Genomic DNA, 20,377 nt, shown 5'->3' on the forward strand with positions numbered 1-20,377 from the left:
CCCAGCCCGACGCGGGGCACGGAATGGTGAACTGACTTCACGCGCCGAGCTTGCCGAGATCGATCAGGGCCGTCGTCTCGTAGGCGAAGTCGAGCAGGCGGGGGTCGTTCTCGTAGGCGTAGAACGCGGCGACGATCCCACGGAGTAGGCCCGCCTGCTGGGCGGGGGTGAACTTCGCGAGCTCGGTCGCGGCCTGCTCATGGTGAGCGTCAGTGATCACGGGGTGTTCCTCTCAGAGAGGCGTCCCGCCCACCCGAGGCGAGCGGGACGCGGGGGGTCAGCGGGCGATCACGACCGCTATCTGTCCGGTGCCGTTGCATGGACCGCATGGACGCTGCTCGCGGCTGCCTTCGTTTCGAGTGAGGACCGATGCCTGGCCGGTCCCGTTGCACTGGCCGCAGACTCGTGTTTCGCGCTTCATCTTGGTTCCCTTTCGTTGGTTGTCCCGCCCACCGTGGCGGACGGGACGCAGGGGCGGGGGGACTTCAGGGGGCAGGACTGTGGACTGCGTCAGGTGACGGTGATGTTGAAGTTGATCTGCCGGCCGCACCGACACTTGATGCCCATGAGGTACGAACCGGCTTCCGTACCGGCGGGCACGGTCACGGAATGGTCCCGCCCGCATTCGCACCTCACGCCGTGGGTAACCGGAGATGTCGTCTTCCTGGTAGCCATGACGGTGCTCCTTCGTGTGGTGGGGTTACTTCTGGATGACGGGGCGGTGGACGTCCCGGTGGGTGACGGTCGCCTTGACGCCGTCGCTGCGGAGCGTGGCCGCGATCTCTTCGGAGATGGCGACGGACCTGTGACGGCCGCCGACGCAGCCGACCGCTACGGTGACCGGCGCGCGGGTCTGCGCGTGGAGGTCGGCCGCGAGGACGGCTGTGTTGTGGATCAGGCGGGCGGCTCCTGGGGTGGTGAGGACGTGCTGGCGCACTGCCTCGTCCAGGCCGGTCAGTTCGCGCATGGCGGGGTCCGCGTGGGGGTTGCGGAGGTGGCGGCGGGCGTCAACGGTGAGGTCCGCCTCGGGGGCGGGGCCGTGCCCGTACCCGAAGCTGGTGACGTGGACCTGGCCCATTAGCTTGCCCGTCTCCGCATGTCGGCCAGGATCTCGGCGCCCTGACCCTCGGTGACCTTGTTGCCGTCCTGGTCCACCGGCCCGTCGTAGCCGGAGTCGCGCAGGGCCTTGAGCTTCTGGTAGGCGGGGTCGTCGTCGAACAGGCCCATCGTGGGGATCCTCTCTCGGTGGGGGTTGGGCGGGCGGCCCGCGGTGGCCGCCCGCACGGGGGATGGTCAGGCGTCGGCGGGCACCCGGCCGTTGACGGCGGTCTTGAACGCGCCCGCCGGCTTGAACACGGGGACGTCCTTCGCCGCCACCTCGACCGGGTCGCCGGTCTGCGGGTTGCGGGCCGTGCGGGCGGGCTTGTGGACCCGCTCGAAGGTGCCGAAGCCGTGCAGGGTCACGGTGTCCCCGGCGGCGGTCGCTGCGACGATCGCGCCGAGCGTGGTGTTGACGATGTCCAGCGCGGTCGTCTTGGACAGGTTGTGGGCCTCGGCGATGGCGGCGGCGAGCTCGGGCTTGTTCATGTGTTCTCCCTTGTCGGAGTTGGGGTGGAGCTGACCTGCTCCGGCAGTCCCCGCCCGAACGGGCGGGCGGGAACCCGCAACGGTCAGGCACATCCGCTTTCGCGGGTCACCTAACCCGGTACTTGAACACGGATGTGGCGTTGCCCTGGGCGGCCGCGGCCTCCGCCTCCTTCTTGGAAGTGGTCGTCTGCACGGTCACCCAGCCGGAGCAACTGGGCTGGTACATCTGCACCTGGTACGTCTTGGCCATGTCCTTGTCCTTGTCTCTCGTGATCGGTTGGGGTCGGGGGTGGCAGCGCAACCGCAACGACCGCTCACCGCCTCCCGTGACGCCGGTCGAGCAGCTTGAAGTACGCCTCGCTGCCGAACTCGGGGCACTCGCACGGCGCCTTCGTGCACAGGGCGCACCGCACCTGCGTGAGGTCCTTCTTGCCGGTCGCGTAGTCACCGAGGTCCGGCGACACACGCACGCTGTTCCTGGGCATCAGGGGTCTCCTCCGTGGTTGGTGGCGGGGTGGTTAGCGCTTCTTCTTGCGCAGCGACGCGGCCGGGCTGATCTCGGTCCAGGGGACGACGCAGACGTGCTTGAGGTGGTTGTTGTGGCCGACCTTGCAGTGTTTGCAGGTGAACAGGGTGACGCTGACGTTGATCTTCGGCATGACGGTCTCCTTCTCGGGTTAGCGGTTGCTGGTGGCCGCGGCGACCCACGACGGCTCGTGGTGGTCGGGGTGCTGGCAGTTGCGGGTCTCGCACTCCGGGCACATGTCCGGATCGTTGATCAGGCCCATCACGGGGCTCCCTTCGGGTGGTTAGTCCTCGCCGCGGCCGATGATCTTCGCGCCGGCGCGGCGCTTGCGGCCCGTCCCCTTGCAGCGCCAGCAGTCGCCGTACGCGCCCTCGAACGAGGTGGAGTAGAGCTGCTTGTTGCCCTTGCATCGGCCGCAGGCGATGTAGGGGTGGAGCGCGCAGGAGATCAGGTAGGCACCACCCCAGAGGGCGAGGCCGATGATGATGACGAGGACTGTCATCAGTGCTCCATTTCGGTCGATTTGTCCGGGTCGAGAGGGGGTCGAGAACTTGAGGGCGAGGGTCGAGAATCTGGGGTTTCAGGTCGAGAACTTGAGCCCCCGTCCAGAGTTCTTGAGGGGTCTCTCGACACCGCTGACCTGCACTCTTGAGGGGCTCGACGGGTCAGCGGCGCCTCTCAAGAGCAGCCACCAGATCGGCCCTGGTGTAGCCGTTCCGGGACCGCTTCGTGCCGTCGCTGTCGGCCAGCCACAACGCGGTCGGAGTGACCTCTGGCTGGCACTCCCGAAGCCGCCGGGCGAGCTCCACATCGTCGAGGCCGGCGAACTCGGGAACCTTGTGGACGCGAGGCAGCAGGTCCTGAGTCCACATGCGGTCGGCCTCGCCCATCGCTTCCAGGCACGCCCGCAGTAGGCGCCGCTGCGGGGAGTCCTCCGACAGCGGCAGCGTGCCGGCCTCCGCCCGCAGCTTGTATGCAACGCGGGTCAGGCGGGTCACGTCGTCGTCGTCGAGGTATCCGGTGCGTCCGGTGATTGGGCGGGACCCCTCGGCGTACAGCAGGCCTGAGCCGCGCTGCAAGGGATCGATGAGCTGGGCGTTGTATCCACGCTTGGCCCACCCCTGGCCGAGGATCATGTCGGACGCCTGCGGCGTCGTGCAGCGCATGGCGAGGCGGATCGAGAACAGGTCGCGCCAGCCGGTGTCGACAACATCCGAGCCGGGCCGCTGCGTGGCAGCAGAGGAGTAGATGCCGACGAATCGTCCTCGCGAGGTTAGGTCACGACCCGCGTCCTCAATCTTCTTGCCGAGCTCTGACTTGGTGAAATACGCCAGTTCATCGATGTGGAAGACCAGCATTGACCAGCCGAGATCCTGCGCGAGGGCTTTGGTCAGCTTCTTCACCCTCAGTTTCTGGAGTTCCGCGCCGCGGCGTTCCATCTCCTCGCGCGCCTCGTTGATCAGGTCGAGCACGGCCTGAGGGTCGGGGCGGAGCACTGCACGATCGGCGAGGTCCTCGTAATCGAGCAGGTCAACACCCTTTCCATCAACCAGCCACAGCTTGACGTGCGGGTCCAAGGCGGCGAAGCAAAGCAGGATGTTGCAGGCCACGGACTTACCCGCCTCCGGCTCGCCCCCCACCAGCCACGACCTGCCGGGCATGGAGAACCCCATCTGCTCCCCGCGGACGCTCAGGCCGAGCGGAACCCGCTCAGTCCACACGTCAACGGCGGTGGTGCGGCCCTTGAGGTCGCAGTCGACCTTCGGCGCAGACAGCGGGTCGCGGTCCGGGGACCACAAGCGGACACGTCCCTCGTGGTCGTCCACTGGGTCCATGTACAGGCGGGAGATCCCCACCCCTGCTGATGCCGCCAGCTTGGGCCGCTTGGGCAGGGCCTCGTCGTAGGTCGTCCCGTCGGGGAGCTCGACCACGCACGTCCACGCAGGCGGGTTGTTCTCTCTCATCACACCCGGTGCCACGACCCGCACCTCGTCGATCGTCTTGGCGAGCTTCCCGGCGACGAAGAGACGGCGGACGGCCTTGCTGTTCGGGTGGGTGCCGATCGCGCGGCGCGTGTCGTCACCGTCGGTGGCCTTCGCCGCGGCGATGGACTCGACGATCCCGCCCACGGTGAGCACGCCAAGCACGAGCCCGGCGGGCGGCATCCACGGCGCCCACCAGTCGTGCGCCCATCCCCACAGGTCACCCGCACCGAGGGCACCCGCCGACCAGAGGGCGACCTTGCGGCGGCGCTCGCGGATGGCCTCGACGAACTCGCCCTTCCCCATGCTCAGGGCTTGGGCGTGGTCGGCTGCGGTGAGCCACCGCCACCAGGCGCCCAGGATCCTCGCCGAACCCAGGGTGCTGTGGCGGGCGGCGGCTTTCGCGATCGGCACGGCGCGGGAGTTGCGGACGCGGTCGGTGCGGAGGGCGAGGTCGCCGCGGGTGCGGGTGACGACGGCGAGGACCTCGCGGGGGCCCTTGGGCTTGGGCGGGGTGGGCCGGTCGACGTCCTGGTGGGGGCGGTTGGCCGGCAGGCGGTGCGGCGGTTCCTGCGCGGTGGGCTCGTCGTCGTCCTCGGGGAGGAGTACGACCTGGGGCCGCTCTTCGTCGGCGCCGCCGGGGATCAGGTGGAACGGCCTGGTCATCGCATGCCTCCCAAGCTGGTGAGCAGCGTCGCAAGGGACAAGGGGAACGCCGTGGCGATGAGCAGGATCACGATGATGACTGCCAGCGCGACTTTCCCAGTGGAGCGGGCGATGCCCATCTGCCGGGCGGCAGCGAGGACCTCACCCGGGGTGCGGGCGTCGTCCTCAACCTCGTGCAGCGAGCACACGATGAGCAGCAGCAGGGTCACAGGGATCAGGTAGGACATCACGACACCTCCGTCAGGTCGAGGTCGTCAGCGAGCGGGGTGTGGTGGCCATTCACGGGCTCCTGGAATGTGGCGGACGGCGCCTTTGGGGCGTCGTCGCGCACCGCGGGCGGCCAGATCCGGACGAGGTCTTCGAGGTACGACTGGATGCGGTCCGCCTTGGGCTGGCCCACGCGGAGGTCGGCCTTGATGCGCTTGACGCCGGGAACCTTGCCCTCGGAAAGCTCGTCGGCGTACCTGCTCGCGGCGACCGGGTACAGCGGGTCGGGTACGGGTCCGTTGGGCAGCGTCGGCGCAGGCTGCTCCGCGGGTACCCCGGGTACCTCGGGCTCGTCGGTTGGGTCGTCGGCGGCGTCGGGGGTACCCGGGCGGGTACCGGTACCCGCCGCTGTGGTGAGCGGGTGGTCAAGGGCCGCCCAGGGGGCCACTGCGGGCAGGGTGCGGAGGTCGCCGGCGGAGAAGATGGCGCCGATCTGGTCGAGCATCTGCCGCATCCGGGCCTCGTCGGAGGCGAGGGCGGCGTGCTCGACGGCCCGCTCGACGGCCCGGTCCAACCGGGCGAGGGCGCGGGTCAGCTTGCCCTTGCGGGCGCCGGCCTGCTCCAGCATGCGGGCGCGCTTCGCGGCCTTCGCGACCCTCGTGAGGCGGCGGTGCGCGTCGACATCGCTCGCGGTCCGGTCGGACGACTCCGCGAGGCCCAGCCGCACGAGGATCCGCTCGGGGGTGAGGCGCCAGTTGATGCGCTTCCTGCCGGTTAGGCGGCGCCGCTCGATCGACATGCCGCGTTCCCACAGCCACGCCGCGACGAGCGGCGCGGTGAGGCGGAACACGAACTCGGCGGGCGACTCGGCTTCCAGGCTGGAAAGGACCGCAGACAACGAGGTGAGGACCCAGACGGCGGTGCCGTCGATGCCGGCGGCGTGGTGGTCTCGCATGTTGCGGCGGGCCCGCACAGCGGACGCCAGGACGGCGATCTCGATGAACGCGAACAGCGCGACTCGAAACTCCGTGGTGACGGCGGGGAACACCTTCTCGAAGAAGTGCCACATGCCGGACATGGACACGCCGGTCGCGATGCCCGCGGCGAGGTAGGTCAGCAGGTCGGCGGGGTTCGCGGTCCGCAGGGCGCGCACGGCGGGGCGGAGGATCGCGAGAGCCACGCCGGCGGCGAGGACGGCGCCACCGGTCCACCACACGAAGGTGGGAACGACGGCCAGCAGGTTGAGCAGGGTGTCCATCACGACACCGCCTCGGCGGCCTCGGCCAGAAGGTCATCGAAGATGTCCGCCGCGGCGTCACGGCGTGCTCGCAGGGACTCCCAGCACTCACCTGGGAGGATCACCGCGTGCAGGTCGGGGATCATGTGGTGCAGGGCGTAGGCCAGGGGGCGGACGTCGAGGTCCGGCCGCTGGTCTGTGTCGGTCATCGGGGTGGTCATCGGTTCACTCCTGATCAAGGGTGGTCGGGCGTTATGTGTCCGTCCGGTGTTCGCATCCCGGGCCCCGGCTGGCGTTGCGCCTCCGGTGGGACTGGTCCTGTGGTCTTCTGGGGGTGGTTCTCGGGCCTGGGATCCGGGACCCAGGCCCGGGGACCGTCACTTCTCGGGGTCGCGGCACTCGTGGTGGTCGCCGGTGTAGACGGCGCCGCACTTCTTCCGCTTGCAGGTGCGCACCTGCTTGCCGGTCTTCTGCGTGTCGGCGCCGGCGGGCCACTGGGTGGCGGTTCTCATCGGGTCACCGCCGGGCGGAACTCGTTGGGCACGTCCGCCGCGTACACGTCGTGACCCAGGGGGCAGGTGAACACGACCGGGCCGCCGAACAAGACCGCGGTGTTGTGGGCGGGGCGGGGGCAGGTGTGCTTCACGACGCCGCCCCCATCTCGTCGTCCTGGTCCAGCTCGATCTCCCGGCAGGCCAGGAACAGGACGGCCTCGGGGGAGCGGAGGAACTCGATAGCGGCACGCTCCTCCGCTTCCGTCAGCGAGTTGAGGAACTCCGCGAGGTTGGAACGGGGGCCGGCGTCGTCGGAGATGACGAGCGACTCGACTCGGTGGTGGGCGATAGGCTGGGACATCAGATCGTTCTCCTGTGTGAGCAGGGCGGGCGGTTCAGAGGGTCTGTTGGTGGTGGCTCACCGGCAGGCCCTCGTTGCGTTCTCGGGCAGTTCGTCGGACTCGTCGCCGATCACCGAGAGCAAGTCGTCGACATCGGCGGGGCGGAACCGGTACTGACCGCCCGGGGTCCGGATGTAGGGCAAGCGGCCCTTCCTGGCCCAACCGATCACGGTCTTGGGCTCGTAGCCGAACATGTCGGCGACGTCCTTCGGATTGAGAAGCCGCTCACGGCGAGGCTCGGCGCGGTTCCGGGGCACCCGTCTCCCCTCCTTTCAAATCGGACACCTTGGCGGTACGTCGTCTGTATCAAGCTGAATCAACTGTGAATCAAACTGTATCGCCCGTCAAGTGGGTTCCCGGAGAAGTGACGGTGTTGTTCCGCGCGAGCAGCGTCTTTGTGGCGACCTTGACACCTGGCCGCCATGGGGGACCATGGGACTAGAACTGAATGACCTAGAATCGCTGAATCAGAAGGAGCGATCATGAAGCAGGTCGCCGGCTGCGACGACGGCAACTGCCCGAAGTGGTTCGAGGACTCGGACCACTACGTCATCCAGGGCTACACCGTCGATCCGGCTGAGCTGGGCGGACTCCCGCACGGCGAGAGCGCCGTCCGCATCCCGCGCTCCCTCGTGGAGGAGTTCCTGAGGAAGGAGGGCCAGTGACCCCCGAAGAGTTCGACGCGTGCTTCGAGCGGTTCCAGCGCTCTGCCTTCCGTCTGGAGACGCTCCAGCGGTACACCGTCGACAGCGAGACCGAGCGCATCAAGGCGTTCCTCCGCGGTGAGCCGCGGCCGGATAGGTCCGTCCGCACCTCGCCGTGGCTGCGCCGCGTCGCGCTCACCACTGCGGCGGGCAAGCACTGGTCGCGTGTCCACATCGTGGACCTGCCGCTCACCGACTACCTGCGGTACCAGCTCGTCGGCAAGGTCGAGTCCGCCGCCGCCGGGGAGGAGATCCGGATCGCGCTGCGCCGGGAGCACCCCGAGCTCAACGAGATCCGCGGGGACTTCTGGCTGTTCGACGCCGAGACACCCGACGCCTACGCCATCGCCATGCGGTTCGACGACATGGGCCGCCCCCTCGGTCACGAACTCGTGACCGACCCCGACCGGACCGACCCCGACCGGATCGACGCCTACCGTCGCGCTCGTGAGATCGCATGGGCAGCGTCGATGCCGCTCAACGAGTTCACCGCAGGCAGCGCCCGGCATTGGAGGGCGCAGAGCGCGTGATGTCCCACCTGGCCGGTCGGCGCTCGCGCAGCCTCAATCACCCGAAGGAACAGGTGAGATGACCAGCGAGACGCACACGCAACGGATCTACCTCGGGCGTGAGCTGCGACGGCTGCGCGATGCGGCCGGCCTTAGCGGGCGTGACGTGGCACCACAGGTGGGCGTGTCCCAGCCCACGATCTCCCGGTGGGAGAAGGGCGAGAAGGTCCCTTCCATGCCCGAGGCGAGGGCCTTCGCCGATGCTGTCGGCGCATCACATGAGACCAGGGAGCACCTGCTGCAGCTCGTTGAGGCGGCGCGCTCTGAGGTGGTGGCGTGGCGTGCAGCCCTGCGTGAGAAGGGGCACCTGCAGGACGAGGTGCGCGAGCTGGAGGCGACGGCGCGCCGTCTGCGGAACTACCAGCCGGTCCTCATCCCGGGCCTGCTGCAGACCGCCGAGTACGCCCGTCGGGTCTTCCCGCTCGTGGACCGCACAGGCCGACAGGACTACGCGGCGGCGGTCGCGGCCCGCATGCAGCGGCAGGAGATCCTCTACGACCCAGTCCGGCGCTTCGACTTCCTCATCACTGAGACGGCGCTCAGGTTGCGCCTGGGTGGCCCGGAAGTGCTTCGCCCGCAGCTCGACCGGATCGCACAGGTGAGCACGCTGGAGAACGTCACGATCGGTGTCATCCCGCTCGACGCCCCACCGTCGGCGATCGGCTGGCACCCGTTCGTCATCTACGAGGACGTGGCCGACGCCGACCCGTTCGTCCGGGTCGAGATGGTCCACGGGATGGTACCGCCGATCGACCGGCCCGAGGACGTGGCGGTGTATCAGTCCCTCGCAGACAACCTCGCCAGGGACGCTGTGTACGGCGCCGACGCGCGGGCCCTGCTCGACCGGATCGCTCAGGATCAGGCCCATGAGTGACCAGTCCGCTATCGCCGCCGCCGTCATCGTGGACGATGGGCGACTCCTACTCGTCCGCCGCCGCTTGGCCGAAGGGTCCCTGTCGTGGCAGTTCCCGGCCGGCGCGGTCGAGCTCGGGGAGACGGGGGAGCAGGCCGCCGTGCGCGAAACGTGGGAGGAGACCGGCCTCACAGTCGCCCCCATCAGGCATCTCGGCGAGCGTATCCACCCCAACACCGGCAGGCACATGCTCTACGTCGCGTGCGAGGTCATCGCCGGAGAGGCGCACGTGGCCGACGCGGACGAGCTCGCGGAGGTCGAGTGGTGCGACCGGGCCCGCGTCGGCGTCCACGTTCCCTACCCGTTCTATGCGCCTGTACAGGCATACCTGGACGCGGCCCTGATTTAGGGCAGCTCTTACACTCGGGTCCCAAATTCTCCGCCTGGCCGTAATTCCTCTACACCTGTCAGGTGAGTCCGTCTAGGCGCATTCGTGGGCTTGGTAAGGAAATGGATCGTTCCGTCATGGAATCGTGACATCATGGGACGCGGTTCAATGCGAAAACCCCGGCGACGGAGGCGAACCGTCCCGGGGTGCGGCCAACCCTTCATGGGAGGATTGACGTGTCCGAAACTACCACCCTCGTTCCTCCGCCCCCTGGTGGGGGTGGCGGCTCCCCCTTCGACGCCATCAGGCGCGAGGACGAGAGCGGTAACGAGTACTGGCTCGCCCGGGAACTCCAACCCGTTATGGGCTATGAGAAGTGGGAGCGGTTCGAGGGTGTCATCGAGCGGGCTATCCGCTCCGCCGAGAATACGGCTACCTACTCCGACCAGGCTTTTTCCCGGGTCCGGGAAAAAGGTACCGGTGGTGCTCCCCGTGTCGACTACCGCCTGAGCCGCTACGCGGCCTATCTCGTGGCGATGAATGGCGACCCGGACAAGCCTCGGGTGGCCTCCGCGCAGGCGTACTTCGCGGTCCGTACCCGCGAGGCCGAGGCGGCCACGTCCAAGCCGATGACCGAGCTGGAGATGGCCAAGCGGTACGTGGCCGCTCTGGAGCGCGAGCAGGCACTCACCAAGGAGCTGGAGGTGGCCAAGCCGAAGGCCACCAAGTGGGACCGGTTCTGCGACGCCGACGGATTGATCGGCATGACGAGCCTCGCGGACATCCTCAAGACCAACGTGAGGACCCTCACGAGCTGGCTCGTCGAGGTCGGCCTGTTCCGCCGGGAGGTGCCCCGCAGCGGCGGCGCGCGTAACCTGCCTCGTCGGCCCTATCAGGCGTCGGGGCACTTCGAGGTGAAGATCGAGACGGCGAACGGCGTCTCCTTCTCGGTCGCGTACGCCACCCCGCGCGGCGTTGACCTGGTGGTGGACATGTGGGGACGCCGCACCGAGGCGTAGATCGCAACGCGTAAGGGCCGCTCCCGCAGGGATGGGGGCGGCCCTTCTGCATGTGTGACGCCCGACCGGCGGGCGTGGTTCACCCTCAGGTCAGTACGGCTTGGTGACCGTCTTCGACCGGGTGAGCAGCCAGTGCAGGAACCACACGATGCCCCACACCCCGCACGTGCAGATCGTCAGGATCAGGTGGATCGTGTGCGCGGTGCCGGTGATCCGGGTCTTCGACACCATCGGCTGCGCGTAGGGCGGACCGTACGGCTGCTGCGGGTAGCCGGGCGGCGGGTACATCGGCTGCCCGTACTGCTGCGGCTGCGGTCCACCAGGCCCCGGGTACGGGTACGGCTGCTGCGGGTACTGGCGGGGGTCCGGCTGCTGGCCGGCCGGGGGGTGCTCGGTCACGGTGGAACTCCGGGTGTGGTTGAAGCTTGGACGGTGTTGGGACGGATGATCCACCCGCGTGGGTTACCCGTACACCCATGCGTTGATCGAATCGTTAGCCCTGCTGTTGACCTGCTACGTCATACACGTGACACGTTCACTTTCGGGGACAGGAAGTTCGCCGAGATGCGCGACAAGGTCTCCGTGTGACCACCGCCGGCTTTCCCCACGACCTCCCCGAGGGCCGCGACGAGCCGGGGCAGGATGAGCATGGGCAGGATGAGCGGGGGCGTGAAGAATCGGGCCGCGACGAGCAGGGGCGCGGCAGGGCGGTCTCCGGTCCGGCGGCTCTGGCCGCTCCAGCGGTGGCCTCCTGGCTCACGGCGCTCGTGCTGCTCGGCTGCCCCGCCGTCGCCGGAGCCGCCGTTGCGCTGGCCGCGGCTGTCGCGTGCGCCGTCACCTGGGCCCTGGCACGGCACCGCAGCCAGGTGGCGGACCTCAACCAGGTAGCCGACCCCGACCAGGTAGCCGACCCCGGCCAGGCTCCGGCAGGAGAGCGCCCCGCCGTCGCGGGCGGGGGATGGGCAGGTGTGGCACCCCGGCACCGCTCGGGAGAGCAGCAGTGGTGGACGGGCGGGACTGCCGCAAGGATCGCACTGGCGGTGCTGGCGTCCGTGGCCGTTACGGCCGCGGTGACGGCGTTCACGGTTCACGGGGTGACGACCGGGCCGGTGCCGGACCTGGCCCGCCGGGACGTCATGGTGACCGCCGAGGCCGAGATCACCGACGATCCGCGCATCCGGCCGCACCAGGGCGGGGTGTCCCGGCGGGAGACGGCGATCGTCCGGGCCCGGATGCTGCTGGTGTCGGCCGCTCAGGAGCGGTACGCCGTGGACGTGCCCGTCGTGCTGCTCGGTCCCGCCGACGGCTGGCGTCCGCTGCTGCCGAGCCAGCGGGTCAGGGTGCGCGGGCGGTTGCGCCCGGCCGAGCAGGGTGAGCCCGTCGCGGCCGTGATGCTCGTGCGGGGGCAGCCCGAGCCGATCGGCGCGCCTTCGGCCGTGCAACGTGCGGCCGGAGTGCTGCGCGCGGGGCTGCGCGAGGCGAGCGACGTGCTGCCCGACGATCAGCGCGGGCTGCTGCCCGGCCTGGTCGTCGGAGACGTGTCGCGCCTGGACGAGGAGGTCCGGCTCGACCTGGCGACGGCGGGGCTCGGCCACCTCACCGCCGTATCCGGCACCAACCTCGCGGTCGTGGCGGGCGCGGTGCTGCTGCTCGGGCGCTTCGCCGGGCTGCCACTGGCCATCCGGGCCGTCGTCGCGGTCCTCGCGATGATCGCGTTCTCGGTCGTGGCGAGGCCGTCGCCGAGCGTGCTGCGAGCCCTCGTCATGGGAACTGTCGCCGCCGTGGCCCTCGGCACCGGCCGCACCCGGGACGGCGTGGCCGCCCTGTCGGCGACCGTGCTGGGGCTGGTCGTGTTCGACCCCGGGCTGGCCCGGCAGTGGGGCTTCGCGCTGTCGGTGTTCGCGACCGGCGGCATCCTGGTCCTCGCGCCCCGGTGGCGTGACCGTCTGACGGCGCGCCGGGTGCCCCGTCTGCTCGCTGAGGCCCTGGCCGTGACCGCCGCGGCGCAGGCGGCGGTCACGCCCCTGCTGGTGCTGATGTCCGGGCGCCTCGACCTGGCGGCGGTCCCGGCCAACCTGCTGGCGGAGCCCGCGGTGGCGCCCGCGACGGTGCTGGGGTTCGGGGCCGCCGTGATCGCCCCGGTGAGCATGGACCTGGCCAGACTGCTGGTGCGCCCCGCGGGGTGGGCCGTGGGGTGGATCATCGCGGTGGCACAACGGGCTGCCGACCTTCCGTTCGCCTCGGCGCAGTGGTTCGGGGGAGTGGCGGGCGTCGCCGCGCTCGCGGCGGCGGCCGTCGGGGGATGGCTCGTCCTGCGGGGCCGTGCGCGAAGACGCGTGGTGGTGGCGCTCGCGGCGGGAGCGCTGCTCGCCGCCCTCGTGGCCATGCCGGTGGTGTCGCCCTGGCCGCCGCCGGGATGGCTGCTGGTCGTGTGCGACGTCGGCCAGGGGGACGCCCTGGCGCTGGCGGCAGGTCCCGGCCGGGCCGTGGTGGTCGACGCCGGACCGCAGCCGGGCCCCGCCGATCGGTGCCTGCGCGCTCTCGGAGTGCGGCAGGTGCCGCTCGTGGTCCTCACCCACCCCCACCTCGACCACGTCGGCGGGCTGCCGGGCGTGCTGCGCCGCCGCGCGGTGGGGGCGGTCGTCGTGAGCCCGAGCCGCGTGCCGGAGGGCGAGGCAGGTCGCGTCTCCACGCGACTCAGGACGGCGCGGATCCCGGAATGGCAGGCGGTCCCCGGGATGCGGTGGCGGTTCGGGCCGAGCGAGATCACCGTGCTCGCCCCCGAGCCCGGTGCGGCGCCGCAGGGCACCGGGGAGGGGGCGACGGCCAACAACGCCAGCGTCGTCCTGCTGGTCCGCTGGTTCGGGCCCCGCACCGCACCACCCGACCCGCCCGTGGCACCACTCAACCGGCCTGCGGCACCGCCCAACCCAGGCGACCCGTCCGCGGCACATGGCGCAGCCGCGGCGCCCGGAGCGGCGGCAGGGGCGGCGGCAGGGGCCGGAGCATCGGCGCCGGGGCCGGTTCTGGGGGCGGCCCTGCTCGCCGGAGATCTGGAGACGGAGGCGCAGGAAGCCCTGGTGCGGCGCGGCCTGCCACGGGTCGACGTGCTGAAAGTGCCCCATCACGGGTCGTCCCGGCAGGCACCGGCCTTCCTTGCCGCCACGGGCGCGCGGGCCGCCCTCATCAGCGTCGGCGCCGTCAACGACTACGGGCATCCCGCCGCGCTGACGCTGCGGCGCCTGCGCTGGCTCGGCATGCGCCCCTACCGCACCGACCTGTCGGGGGACATCGCCGTCGTCGCCGCCCACAACGGTCTCGCCGTCGTCGTACGAGGCAAGTGAGCGGGTGGAGCCGTGCACGAAGATCAGAGCGGAACGTTGGTTTCCGCGCCCAGCGCGGGCACGTGCGCCTCGCTCGGCAGCGGCCTGTTCGCACGGAATACCGGGGTGGCGGACCCTGGCCGTGGAAGTGCTCCTGACCTGCCGATCAACGGTGCGGATGTGGTTCGGCCCGGCGCCGGGTGGCGTGGATGGAGCCGAGGAGATCGAGGGCCTGGGCGCTGGCGCTGCCTGGTTCGGCATGGTAGATCACAAGCTGCTGCCCGGGGGCGTCGCGTACGTCGAAGGCCTGGTAGGTGAGCGTGAGGGGTCCAACGTCGGGGTGGAGGAAGTGCTTGGCGTCCTGGGTCTTGCCGCGTACGGTGTGAGCGTCCCAGAGGCGGGCGAAGTCCACACTGTGCTCGGTGAGGGTGCGGACGAGTTCGCGTAGCCGCGGGTTGTCCAGATCGAAGCCTGCTGCCTGGCGCAGATTGGCGACGGTGGCCTGGGCCGCTCGGTCCCAGTCTGTGTAGAAGCCTCGGCCCGCGGGGTCGAGGAAGGTCATGCGGGCCAGGTTGTCCGCCGGATCGAACGGGGTGTAAAGGGCGTCGGCCAGGGAGTTGGTGGCGAGGATGTCCAGGGTCCGGCTCATGACGAATGCCGGAGTGCTGGGGTAGCCGTCCATCAACTGGCGCAGCGCCGGGCTGACCCGGTCGGCGACGTGGGCGGAGGGCCGGTAGCCCGGCGCTGTCCCGGCCAGCAGGTGCAGGTGCGCTCGGGCATCCGCGTCGAGGCGCAGCGCGCGGCTGAGGGCGTCGAGCACCTGGGGTGAGGGGTTGCGCTCGCGCCCTTGTTCCAGGCGGGTGTAGTAGTCGGCGTTCACTCCGGCCAGGACGGCGACCTCCTCACGGCGCAGCCCGGCGACTCTGCGGGCCCCGTAGCTCGCCATGCCGACGTCCTCCGGCTGCAGCCCGGCACGGCGGGCGCGCAGGAAGTCCCCCAGATGGTTGCCGTCCATGTGTTCAGGCTATGCGGCGCTCCGCCGTGCTGCCTGGGTGTGCCGCACCCAGGCAGCACACGTCCTGGTTGATGCCTCCTGACCTGCGCAGACTCGGTGGAGCAAGTCAGAACCGCGTGGAGTGCGCAAAGGAAAGGAGCCCGCCATGTCCCAGATCGCCGATGACGACGACGTCGACGTGATCGGAACGTGGGTGACAGCGGACGGTTACATCCGCCAGGAGTTGCTGCCGGACGGCCGCTACGACGAGGCCCGCGGCGAGCGGCGCAGCGCGTACACCGGCCGGTACACGGTGATCGGCAGCCACCTCGACTACGTCGACGACACCGGGTTCACCGCGACGGGTGACATCAGGGACGGGGTCCTCTATCACGAGCACCTCGTGCTGTACCGGGAGGAGCGGCCGTCATGACCGAGGTCGCCGGCGGCTTCACCGGCATATGACCGAAGCTCGCAACGCCACAAGACCCGACCCAGCGATCGGCACAACGAGACACAGGGGGATTTCCCATGACAGGGCAACGACTCGCCGGCAAGGTCGCGCTGATCACCGGCGCGACCGGCGGCATCGGCACGGCGACCACCGAACTCTTCGCCGACGAAGGCGCCCGGCTGGTGATCACCGATGTCGCCGAAGGGCCCCTGCGCGACCTGGCCCACCGGATCGAGGCGCGTGGCGCGGAGGTCGTTGCCGCTCGCCTCGACGTCTCCTCCGCGTGGGAGTGGGACGACGTGATCGGCGTCGTGCGCGACCGGTTCGGCAGGCTGGACGTGCTGGTGAACCTCGCCGGCATCGTGGACTGGCCGGGCATCGAGGACACGCGGGAGGACGCCTGGGACCGCGTCATCGACGTGAACCAGAAAGGCACCTGGCTCGGTATGAAGGCGGCGATGTCGCTCCTGCGCGCGAGTGGCAACGCGTCAGTGATCAATACGTCATCGGTGCTCGGGCTTGTGGGAAGCGGCGCCGCCGCGGCCTACCAGGCGTCCAAGGGCGCGGTGCGCCTGTTGAGCAAGACCGCCGCGGTCGAGTACGCGCGGCAGGGAGTGCGGGTCAACTCCGTGCATCCCGGGGTCATCGCGACGCCGATGATCCAGGATCTCCTGGACGAGCAGGGCGATCAACAACCGGACATCCAGCGCACCCCGATGCGCCGGGCCGGCCGTGCCGACGAGATCGCACCCGCTTTTCTCTTTCTCGCCTGCGACGACTCCTCGTTCGTCACCGGCTCGGAGCTCGTCGTGGACGGCGGGCTCACCGCTTACTGAGCAGCGACCCGCAGGACGGCGCGCGGAAAAGTCTGCCGCCGTGTCATCGCGGGGCGATTCAGGCGCCTCGCAACCGGCGTCTGACCCTCACCACCCAAGGAATGGACAATGACACCTGCGAATCCGTCCGTCGAGACCGCCGAGTTCGCCGGAAAGGTCGCCCTCGTCACCGGGGCCGCGCGCGGCGTGGGCAAGGAGACTGTCCGGCTGCTGCACCACCGTGGTGCACAGATCGTCGCCGTCGATCAACGCCCCGCGGTGAAGGAGCTGCCCACCGAGTTTCCCGGCGTGCACCCCCTTGTCGGCGATGTCACCGATGAGGCGACCGCCCACCTCGCGGTACGGGAGGCCGTCGATGTCTTCGGCGGTCTCGACATCCTGGTCAACAATGCCGGGCGCACCCTCAACAAGCCGATCACAGAGACGACGGCGCAGGACTGGGACGCCGTGATGGCGGTCAACGCCCGGGGCTCTTTCTTCTTCGCCCGCGAGGCGTTCCGTGCGATGCGGAACCTTGGTGGTGGAGCCATCGTGAGCACGGGCTCCTACGTCTGCACGATCGCCCTGCCCGAGGGCGCCGCCTACAGCGCGTCCAAGGGGGCACTGGCCCAGTTGACCAAGGTCCTCGCCGTCGAGGGCGGGCCCTTGGGCATCCGGGCGAACATCGTGGCCGCGGGCGTCATCGAGACGGACTTCCTCGACACCTTCCGCTCCGACAGCCGTGCGTACCTGGCGTCCTTCGCCGGCGCCCAGCCGCTCGGCCGGGTGGCCAAGCCGGAAGAGATCGCCGAGGTGCTCTGTTTCCTCGCATCGCCGCGTTCGAGCTTCATCACGGGCGCCGTGGTCGCGGCGGACGGCGGGTTCACCGCGATTTGAGCGGCAGACCCGTACCCCCGCAGCACGGTAGGCGGCAGCCGGCGTCGTCCGGTCGAACTCGGCTGTGGGCGCCGGGATCCGTGGCGGAGGCGGAAGGCGGATGTGCCGTGGCCGCCTGGGCGTGGCATGCTGCGTGACATGGCGAACCCAGCACCTGTGACCCTGGTCGTCGGCGACGAGGAGTTCCTGGCCGATCGCGCCGTCGGCTCCATCGTGGCGGCGGTGCGCGCCGAGGATCCGGGGGCGGAGCTGCACGACCTTCAGGGGAGCAAGGTGGAGCAGGGGGAGCTGACCGGGCTCGCTTCCCCCTCGTTGTTCGGTGACCGGTCGGTCATCGTGATCCGCGGGGCGCAGGACCTCTCGAAGGACGTCGTCGCCGAGATCGTGAAGTACGCCGCCCATCCGGCCGACGACACGGTGCTCGTGCTGGCCCACCCCGGCGGGGTCAAGGGGAAGGCCCTGGTGGACGGCGTGAAGAAGGCGGGCGCCGACGTCGTCACCGTGGCCAAGCCGACCAAGGCGGGGGAGCGGCTCGACTTCATCAAGGCCGAGGTCCGCAGGGAGGGCCGCTCGATCTCGGCCGCCGCCGCGCAGGCGCTGCTCGACGCCGTGGGCAGCGACCTGCGCGAACTGGCGGCCGCCTGCAATCAGCTCGCCTTCGACACCGAGGGCAAGAACATCGACGAGGCGGCGGTCGCGAAGTACTACCGGGGACGCGCGGAGGTCAGCGGCTTCACCATCGCCGATCTGGCGATCGAGGGCCGCCTGGGTGAGGCGCTGGAACAGGTCCGGTGGGCCCTCGCCACGGGCGTGGCGCCGGTGCTGATCGTCAGCGCGCTGGCGGGAGGCCTGCGCTCGCTCGCCAAGGTGGGCGGGGCACCCCGCAACCTGCGCGGCGGCCAGCTCGCGAGCCATGTGGGCATGCCGCCCTGGAAGATCGACCGGGTGAAGCGCCAGCTGGCCGGCTGGGGGCCGGAGGGGATCTCCGCCGCCCTGCAGGCCGTGGCCACCACCGACGAGCAGGTCAAGGGCGGCGGCACCGACCCGGCGTACGCCCTGGAGAAGGCCGTGCACACGATCGTGGCCAGCCGGAACAAACGCTGAGCCGCTTCCGCCGCCGGCTCAGGCGTGGCCGGGGTTCTCCACGCGGAGCAGCATCCGCTTGAGCAGCGCGGCGAGAACGTCCTGGTCGTCCGGCCCCAGGACGCCCACCATCGCGTCCTCGACCTCGCCGCGCAGGTCCATCGCCTTGAGCCAGATCGCGCGGCCCTCGCTCGTCAGCTCCACGTCCACCCGGCGACGGTCCTCCGCACTGCGGATGCGCCGGACGAGCCCCGCCTTCTCCAGGGTGTCCAGGCGGCCCGTCATGCCGGCGGGAGAGACCTTCAACTCGGCGGCGAGCTCCGACGGGGTGGCCCGGCCGCCTTCCCCCCGGGCGCCGAGCCAGTGAAGCGTCTCGTACTCGAAGTCCTGCAGGCCCACCGCGGCCAGCGCGGTGTCCTTCGCCTGGGCCAGGTGCTTCACCAGGAACTGCATGCGCGTGACGATCGCCTCCACGCGTTCGTCGAAGGGCGCCTTGCCGCGCCACCGCGCGATGTGCCGGTCCACCGAGTCGTCCACGGCATAATCATACGCCAGATAAAAATACGTTGACGAAAGCTTCGCTAGCGAAATATCTTCCCTCGCATGATTGCACGTCTGGTCGCCGGGCGGACGGTCGCGGCGCTCGCCACCGCCCTCATCCCCACCGGGCTCACCCTCGCCGTCATCAGGGTGACCGGCTCCGCCCTCGATCTCGGTGTCGTCCTCGCCGCCGAGATGCTGCCCATGCTCCTGCTGCTCCCGGTCGGCGGAGTGATCGCGGACCGCTTCCCGCCGAGGCGGGTGATCCTCGTGGCCGACCTGGTCCGCTGCGCCGCCCAGGTGACGCTGGGGTCGCTGCTCCTCCTCGGGCGCCCCGGCATCGCCGTGATGGCGGGACTCGCGGCGCTTACCGGAGCCGCGGTGGCCTTCGGCGTCCCGGCGGTCTCACCGCTGGTCATCGGAGTGGTCCCGGCGGAGCGCCGGCTGCGGGTGAACGCCCACATCGGGGTGGCCGGCGGCCTCGCCCAGATCGCCGGCCCCGCGCTCGCCGGAGGCATGACGCTGTGGCTCGGCCCGGGCTGGTCCTTCCTGCTGACCGGGGCCCTGTTCGCGGGCTCCGCGGTCACGCTGGGCGGTCTGGTCACGGCTCCCCGGCCGGCGACCGGACGTGATCGCTTCCTCGATGACCTGCGGGAAGGGTGGCGCGAGGCACGGCGGCACCGCTGGTTCCTGATCAGCGTGGCCGGGCACGGCGTCTGGCACCTCGGGGCGGGCGTCCTGCTGACCCTCGGCCCGGTCATCGCCGTACGCAGCCTGGGCGGGGAACCGGTCTGGGTGGTCGTCGCGCAGGCGGGAACGGTGGCGGCGGTGCTCGGCGTCTTCGTGGCCCCCAGGCTGCCGATCCGGCGGCCCCTCGCCGTGGCGGCCGCCGGGGCGGCGGTCTACGCGTGCCCGCTCGTCGCCTTCGCGTTCCCGACGGCGTTTCCCGCGCCGGCCGTGCTCGTCACCGCCGCGTACGTCGTCGCCATGCTGGGCGTGGGAATGCTGACGCCGCTGTGGGAGACGGTCGTGCAGCAGCGTGTGGAGCCTCAGGCCCTCGGCCGGGTGGACTCGTTCGACGCGCTCATCTCCTACGCGGCCCGGCCGCTCGGACTCGCGGCGGCCGCGCCGATCGCCGCCTGGGCCGGAACCGCCGCTCCGCTGCTCACGGCGGCCGCGCTGGTGGCCGCGGTCAACCTGGCCGTGCTCGCCCTGCCCGAGGTCCGGCGGCGCACGACGGAGGAGGCGGCGCAGCCGCCCGTGCCCGTCTGACGCCCGCGGCGACGGCGGGCACGCGAAAACGCCGCATCCCCCCGCGAGAGGAGATGCGGCGTGCGCTCTGCGTGAACTACTTGGCGGCCTGCAGGGCGGCGGCGCGCTGGGCGATCGCCGACTTCCGGTTGGCAGCCTGGTTCTTGTGAATGACGCCCTTGCTGACGGCCTTGTCGAGCTGCCGGGACGCGGCCTTGAGCGCGACGAGGGCCTCGTCGACGTTGCCCTGGTCGGCGGCCTCGCGGAACTTGCGGACCGCGGTCTTCAGGGACGACTTGACGGCCTTGTTGCGCAGCCGGCGCTTCTCGTTCTGCCGGTTGCGCTTGATCTGGGACTTGATGTTCGCCACGAAGAAAGCCTCAGTGT

General features: G+C 70.4%; 31 protein-coding genes. 11 read left to right on the forward strand and 20 right to left on the reverse strand.

Features of this window, described 5'->3' with window-relative positions; genetic code table 11:
• Nucleotides 1-37: 37 nt before the first annotated feature.
• The 16 genes from FLW16_RS06845 to FLW16_RS06890 form a co-directional block, all read right to left on the reverse strand.
• Nucleotides 38-220, reverse strand: a complete 183-nt coding sequence (locus tag FLW16_RS06845; RefSeq protein WP_142558773.1) for a hypothetical protein — start codon at nucleotides 218-220, stop codon at nucleotides 38-40.
• Between the two features lie 480 nt (nucleotides 221-700).
• A complete protein-coding gene (locus tag FLW16_RS06850) occupies nucleotides 701-1,078 on the reverse strand; it encodes an RNase adapter RapZ (protein ID WP_142558775.1) in 378 nt (125 codons plus the stop codon).
• The gene (locus FLW16_RS43480; protein ID WP_185949286.1) at nucleotides 1,078-1,227 is read right to left on the reverse strand and encodes a hypothetical protein; all 150 of its coding nucleotides are present in this window, start codon (nucleotides 1,225-1,227) and stop codon (nucleotides 1,078-1,080) included. The genes FLW16_RS06850 and FLW16_RS43480 overlap by 1 nt, the downstream gene beginning before the upstream one ends.
• A gap of 66 nt (nucleotides 1,228-1,293) precedes the next feature.
• Nucleotides 1,294-1,587, reverse strand: coding sequence for an HU family DNA-binding protein (locus FLW16_RS06855; RefSeq protein ID WP_142558777.1), 294 nt, complete (start codon nucleotides 1,585-1,587; stop codon nucleotides 1,294-1,296).
• A 106-nt stretch (nucleotides 1,588-1,693) separates the two neighbouring features.
• The gene (locus FLW16_RS43485) at nucleotides 1,694-1,837 is read right to left on the reverse strand and encodes a hypothetical protein (protein ID WP_185949287.1); all 144 of its coding nucleotides are present in this window, start codon (nucleotides 1,835-1,837) and stop codon (nucleotides 1,694-1,696) included.
• Between the two features lie 64 nt (nucleotides 1,838-1,901).
• Nucleotides 1,902-2,072, reverse strand: coding sequence for a hypothetical protein (locus FLW16_RS43490; protein WP_185949288.1), 171 nt, complete (start codon nucleotides 2,070-2,072; stop codon nucleotides 1,902-1,904).
• A 33-nt stretch (nucleotides 2,073-2,105) separates the two neighbouring features.
• Nucleotides 2,106-2,246, reverse strand: coding sequence for a hypothetical protein (locus FLW16_RS43495; protein WP_185949289.1), 141 nt, complete (start codon nucleotides 2,244-2,246; stop codon nucleotides 2,106-2,108).
• Nucleotides 2,247-2,396: 150 nt separating this feature from the next.
• Nucleotides 2,397-2,615 (reverse strand): hypothetical protein, encoded by a 219-nt coding sequence (locus FLW16_RS06860; RefSeq protein WP_142558779.1) that lies wholly within the window; start codon nucleotides 2,613-2,615, stop codon nucleotides 2,397-2,399.
• A gap of 163 nt (nucleotides 2,616-2,778) precedes the next feature.
• Nucleotides 2,779-4,761, reverse strand: coding sequence for an FtsK/SpoIIIE domain-containing protein (locus tag FLW16_RS06865; protein ID WP_142558781.1), 1,983 nt, complete (start codon nucleotides 4,759-4,761; stop codon nucleotides 2,779-2,781).
• Nucleotides 4,758-4,988 (reverse strand): hypothetical protein, encoded by a 231-nt coding sequence (locus FLW16_RS06870; protein ID WP_142558783.1) that lies wholly within the window; start codon nucleotides 4,986-4,988, stop codon nucleotides 4,758-4,760. Before FLW16_RS06870 ends, FLW16_RS06865 begins: the two co-directional genes overlap by 4 nt.
• Entirely contained in the window at nucleotides 4,988-6,229 is a 1,242-nt protein-coding gene (locus tag FLW16_RS06875; protein WP_142558785.1) for a hypothetical protein, read from the reverse strand. The genes FLW16_RS06870 and FLW16_RS06875 overlap by 1 nt, the downstream gene beginning before the upstream one ends.
• Nucleotides 6,226-6,426, reverse strand: a complete 201-nt coding sequence (locus tag FLW16_RS06880; RefSeq protein WP_142558787.1) for a hypothetical protein — start codon at nucleotides 6,424-6,426, stop codon at nucleotides 6,226-6,228. Before FLW16_RS06880 ends, FLW16_RS06875 begins: the two co-directional genes overlap by 4 nt.
• Nucleotides 6,427-6,582: 156 nt before the next feature.
• On the reverse strand, nucleotides 6,583-6,717 hold the full coding sequence (locus FLW16_RS45000) for a hypothetical protein (RefSeq protein ID WP_260614965.1): 135 nt from the start codon (nucleotides 6,715-6,717) through the stop codon (nucleotides 6,583-6,585).
• The gene (locus FLW16_RS43500) at nucleotides 6,714-6,851 is read right to left on the reverse strand and encodes a hypothetical protein (RefSeq protein ID WP_185949290.1); all 138 of its coding nucleotides are present in this window, start codon (nucleotides 6,849-6,851) and stop codon (nucleotides 6,714-6,716) included. The genes FLW16_RS45000 and FLW16_RS43500 overlap by 4 nt, the downstream gene beginning before the upstream one ends.
• Nucleotides 6,848-7,060 (reverse strand): hypothetical protein, encoded by a 213-nt coding sequence (locus FLW16_RS06885; RefSeq protein ID WP_142558789.1) that lies wholly within the window; start codon nucleotides 7,058-7,060, stop codon nucleotides 6,848-6,850. Before FLW16_RS06885 ends, FLW16_RS43500 begins: the two co-directional genes overlap by 4 nt.
• A gap of 57 nt (nucleotides 7,061-7,117) precedes the next feature.
• Nucleotides 7,118-7,357, reverse strand: a complete 240-nt coding sequence (locus FLW16_RS06890) for a helix-turn-helix domain-containing protein (protein ID WP_142558791.1) — start codon at nucleotides 7,355-7,357, stop codon at nucleotides 7,118-7,120.
• Nucleotides 7,358-7,582: 225 nt separating this feature from the next.
• Here FLW16_RS06890 and FLW16_RS06895 point away from each other — a divergent pair, with 225 nt between their 5' ends.
• The 5 genes from FLW16_RS06895 to FLW16_RS06915 all read left to right on the forward strand — a co-directional run bounded on the left by FLW16_RS06895 (nucleotide 7,583) and on the right by FLW16_RS06915 (nucleotide 10,633).
• Nucleotides 7,583-7,765, forward strand: a complete 183-nt coding sequence (locus tag FLW16_RS06895; RefSeq protein WP_142558793.1) for a hypothetical protein — start codon at nucleotides 7,583-7,585, stop codon at nucleotides 7,763-7,765.
• Complete coding sequence (locus tag FLW16_RS06900; protein WP_142558795.1) at nucleotides 7,762-8,334, forward strand: DUF6879 family protein; 573 nt, start codon at nucleotides 7,762-7,764, stop codon at nucleotides 8,332-8,334. Before FLW16_RS06895 ends, FLW16_RS06900 begins: the two co-directional genes overlap by 4 nt.
• A 58-nt stretch (nucleotides 8,335-8,392) precedes the next feature.
• On the forward strand, nucleotides 8,393-9,247 hold the full coding sequence (locus FLW16_RS06905) for a helix-turn-helix transcriptional regulator (RefSeq protein ID WP_142558797.1): 855 nt from the start codon (nucleotides 8,393-8,395) through the stop codon (nucleotides 9,245-9,247).
• Nucleotides 9,240-9,635 carry an NUDIX hydrolase gene (locus FLW16_RS06910; RefSeq protein WP_142558799.1) on the forward strand — a complete coding sequence of 132 codons (396 nt, stop codon included), beginning with the start codon at nucleotides 9,240-9,242 and terminating at the stop codon, nucleotides 9,633-9,635. The genes FLW16_RS06905 and FLW16_RS06910 overlap by 8 nt, the downstream gene beginning before the upstream one ends.
• Before the next feature lie 215 nt (nucleotides 9,636-9,850).
• Nucleotides 9,851-10,633: a phage antirepressor KilAC domain-containing protein gene (locus FLW16_RS06915; RefSeq protein WP_142558801.1), complete on the forward strand. Its 783-nt coding sequence runs from the start codon at nucleotides 9,851-9,853 to the stop codon at nucleotides 10,631-10,633.
• 90 nt (nucleotides 10,634-10,723) lie between these two features.
• On the opposite strand, the gene FLW16_RS06920 is transcribed toward FLW16_RS06915, so the two are convergent.
• Nucleotides 10,724-11,032: a hypothetical protein gene (locus tag FLW16_RS06920; protein WP_142558803.1), complete on the reverse strand. Its 309-nt coding sequence runs from the start codon at nucleotides 11,030-11,032 to the stop codon at nucleotides 10,724-10,726.
• A 185-nt stretch (nucleotides 11,033-11,217) separates the two neighbouring features.
• Here FLW16_RS06920 and FLW16_RS06925 point away from each other — a divergent pair, with 185 nt between their 5' ends.
• Nucleotides 11,218-13,977: a ComEC/Rec2 family competence protein gene (locus FLW16_RS06925; protein WP_260614967.1), complete on the forward strand. Its 2,760-nt coding sequence runs from the start codon at nucleotides 11,218-11,220 to the stop codon at nucleotides 13,975-13,977.
• Nucleotides 13,978-14,122: 145 nt separating this feature from the next.
• On the opposite strand, the gene FLW16_RS06935 is transcribed toward FLW16_RS06925, so the two are convergent.
• On the reverse strand, nucleotides 14,123-14,971 hold the full coding sequence (locus FLW16_RS06935) for a helix-turn-helix transcriptional regulator (protein WP_142558805.1): 849 nt from the start codon (nucleotides 14,969-14,971) through the stop codon (nucleotides 14,123-14,125).
• Nucleotides 14,972-15,116: 145 nt separating this feature from the next.
• Between FLW16_RS06935 and FLW16_RS06940 the strand changes: the two genes are divergently transcribed.
• From FLW16_RS06940 to holA, 4 genes are all read left to right on the forward strand, one after another.
• Complete coding sequence (locus FLW16_RS06940) at nucleotides 15,117-15,383, forward strand: Atu4866 domain-containing protein (protein ID WP_142558807.1); 267 nt, start codon at nucleotides 15,117-15,119, stop codon at nucleotides 15,381-15,383.
• Between the two features lie 98 nt (nucleotides 15,384-15,481).
• Nucleotides 15,482-16,240: an SDR family NAD(P)-dependent oxidoreductase gene (locus FLW16_RS06945; RefSeq protein WP_142558809.1), complete on the forward strand. Its 759-nt coding sequence runs from the start codon at nucleotides 15,482-15,484 to the stop codon at nucleotides 16,238-16,240.
• 108 nt (nucleotides 16,241-16,348) lie between these two features.
• Nucleotides 16,349-17,116, forward strand: coding sequence for an SDR family NAD(P)-dependent oxidoreductase (locus FLW16_RS06950; RefSeq protein ID WP_142558811.1), 768 nt, complete (start codon nucleotides 16,349-16,351; stop codon nucleotides 17,114-17,116).
• Between the two features lie 138 nt (nucleotides 17,117-17,254).
• Complete coding sequence (gene holA / locus FLW16_RS06955; RefSeq protein ID WP_142558813.1) at nucleotides 17,255-18,220, forward strand: DNA polymerase III subunit delta; 966 nt, start codon at nucleotides 17,255-17,257, stop codon at nucleotides 18,218-18,220.
• A gap of 18 nt (nucleotides 18,221-18,238) precedes the next feature.
• Here holA and FLW16_RS06960 read toward each other — a convergent pair whose 3' ends face one another.
• On the reverse strand, nucleotides 18,239-18,736 hold the full coding sequence (locus tag FLW16_RS06960; protein WP_221890930.1) for a MarR family winged helix-turn-helix transcriptional regulator: 498 nt from the start codon (nucleotides 18,734-18,736) through the stop codon (nucleotides 18,239-18,241).
• Nucleotides 18,737-18,802: 66 nt separating this feature from the next.
• Here FLW16_RS06960 and FLW16_RS06965 point away from each other — a divergent pair, with 66 nt between their 5' ends.
• The gene (locus FLW16_RS06965) at nucleotides 18,803-20,011 is read left to right on the forward strand and encodes an MFS transporter (protein WP_142558815.1); all 1,209 of its coding nucleotides are present in this window, start codon (nucleotides 18,803-18,805) and stop codon (nucleotides 20,009-20,011) included.
• A 76-nt stretch (nucleotides 20,012-20,087) separates the two neighbouring features.
• Here the strand turns inward: FLW16_RS06965 and rpsT are convergent, their stop codons facing one another.
• Entirely contained in the window at nucleotides 20,088-20,360 is a 273-nt protein-coding gene (gene rpsT / locus FLW16_RS06970; protein ID WP_142558817.1) for a 30S ribosomal protein S20, read from the reverse strand.
• Nucleotides 20,361-20,377 lie beyond the last annotated feature (17 nt).

The sequence above is a fragment of the Microbispora sp. KK1-11 genome, assembly GCF_006874435.1.
GTDB classification, from domain to species: domain Bacteria; phylum Actinomycetota; class Actinomycetes; order Streptosporangiales; family Streptosporangiaceae; genus Microbispora; species Microbispora catharanthi.

Coding starts and splice junctions, on each gene's coding strand:
- FLW16_RS06850 (WP_142558775.1), bottom strand. CDS start 1,078: ATGGGCCAGGTCCACGTCACCAGCTTCGGGTACGGGCACGGCCCCGCC.
- FLW16_RS43480 (WP_185949286.1), bottom strand. CDS start 1,227: ATGGGCCTGTTCGACGACGACCCCGCCTACCAGAAGCTCAAGGCCCTG.
- FLW16_RS06855 (WP_142558777.1), bottom strand. CDS start 1,587: ATGAACAAGCCCGAGCTCGCCGCCGCCATCGCCGAGGCCCACAACCTG.
- FLW16_RS43485 (WP_185949287.1), bottom strand. CDS start 1,837: ATGGCCAAGACGTACCAGGTGCAGATGTACCAGCCCAGTTGCTCCGGC.
- FLW16_RS43490 (WP_185949288.1), bottom strand. CDS start 2,072: ATGCCCAGGAACAGCGTGCGTGTGTCGCCGGACCTCGGTGACTACGCG.
- FLW16_RS43495 (WP_185949289.1), bottom strand. CDS start 2,246: ATGCCGAAGATCAACGTCAGCGTCACCCTGTTCACCTGCAAACACTGC.
- FLW16_RS06860 (WP_142558779.1), bottom strand. CDS start 2,615: ATGACAGTCCTCGTCATCATCATCGGCCTCGCCCTCTGGGGTGGTGCC.
- FLW16_RS06865 (WP_142558781.1), bottom strand. CDS start 4,761: ATGACCAGGCCGTTCCACCTGATCCCCGGCGGCGCCGACGAAGAGCGG.
- FLW16_RS06870 (WP_142558783.1), bottom strand. CDS start 4,988: ATGTCCTACCTGATCCCTGTGACCCTGCTGCTGCTCATCGTGTGCTCG.
- FLW16_RS06880 (WP_142558787.1), bottom strand. CDS start 6,426: ATGACCACCCCGATGACCGACACAGACCAGCGGCCGGACCTCGACGTC.
- FLW16_RS45000 (WP_260614965.1), bottom strand. CDS start 6,717: ATGAGAACCGCCACCCAGTGGCCCGCCGGCGCCGACACGCAGAAGACC.
- FLW16_RS06885 (WP_142558789.1), bottom strand. CDS start 7,060: ATGTCCCAGCCTATCGCCCACCACCGAGTCGAGTCGCTCGTCATCTCC.
- FLW16_RS06895 (WP_142558793.1), top strand. CDS start 7,583: ATGAAGCAGGTCGCCGGCTGCGACGACGGCAACTGCCCGAAGTGGTTC.
- FLW16_RS06905 (WP_142558797.1), top strand. CDS start 8,393: ATGACCAGCGAGACGCACACGCAACGGATCTACCTCGGGCGTGAGCTG.
- FLW16_RS06910 (WP_142558799.1), top strand. CDS start 9,240: ATGAGTGACCAGTCCGCTATCGCCGCCGCCGTCATCGTGGACGATGGG.
- FLW16_RS06935 (WP_142558805.1), bottom strand. CDS start 14,971: ATGGACGGCAACCATCTGGGGGACTTCCTGCGCGCCCGCCGTGCCGGG.
- FLW16_RS06940 (WP_142558807.1), top strand. CDS start 15,117: ATGTCCCAGATCGCCGATGACGACGACGTCGACGTGATCGGAACGTGG.
- FLW16_RS06945 (WP_142558809.1), top strand. CDS start 15,482: ATGACAGGGCAACGACTCGCCGGCAAGGTCGCGCTGATCACCGGCGCG.
- FLW16_RS06950 (WP_142558811.1), top strand. CDS start 16,349: ATGACACCTGCGAATCCGTCCGTCGAGACCGCCGAGTTCGCCGGAAAG.
- holA (WP_142558813.1), top strand. CDS start 17,255: ATGGCGAACCCAGCACCTGTGACCCTGGTCGTCGGCGACGAGGAGTTC.
- FLW16_RS06965 (WP_142558815.1), top strand. CDS start 18,803: ATGATTGCACGTCTGGTCGCCGGGCGGACGGTCGCGGCGCTCGCCACC.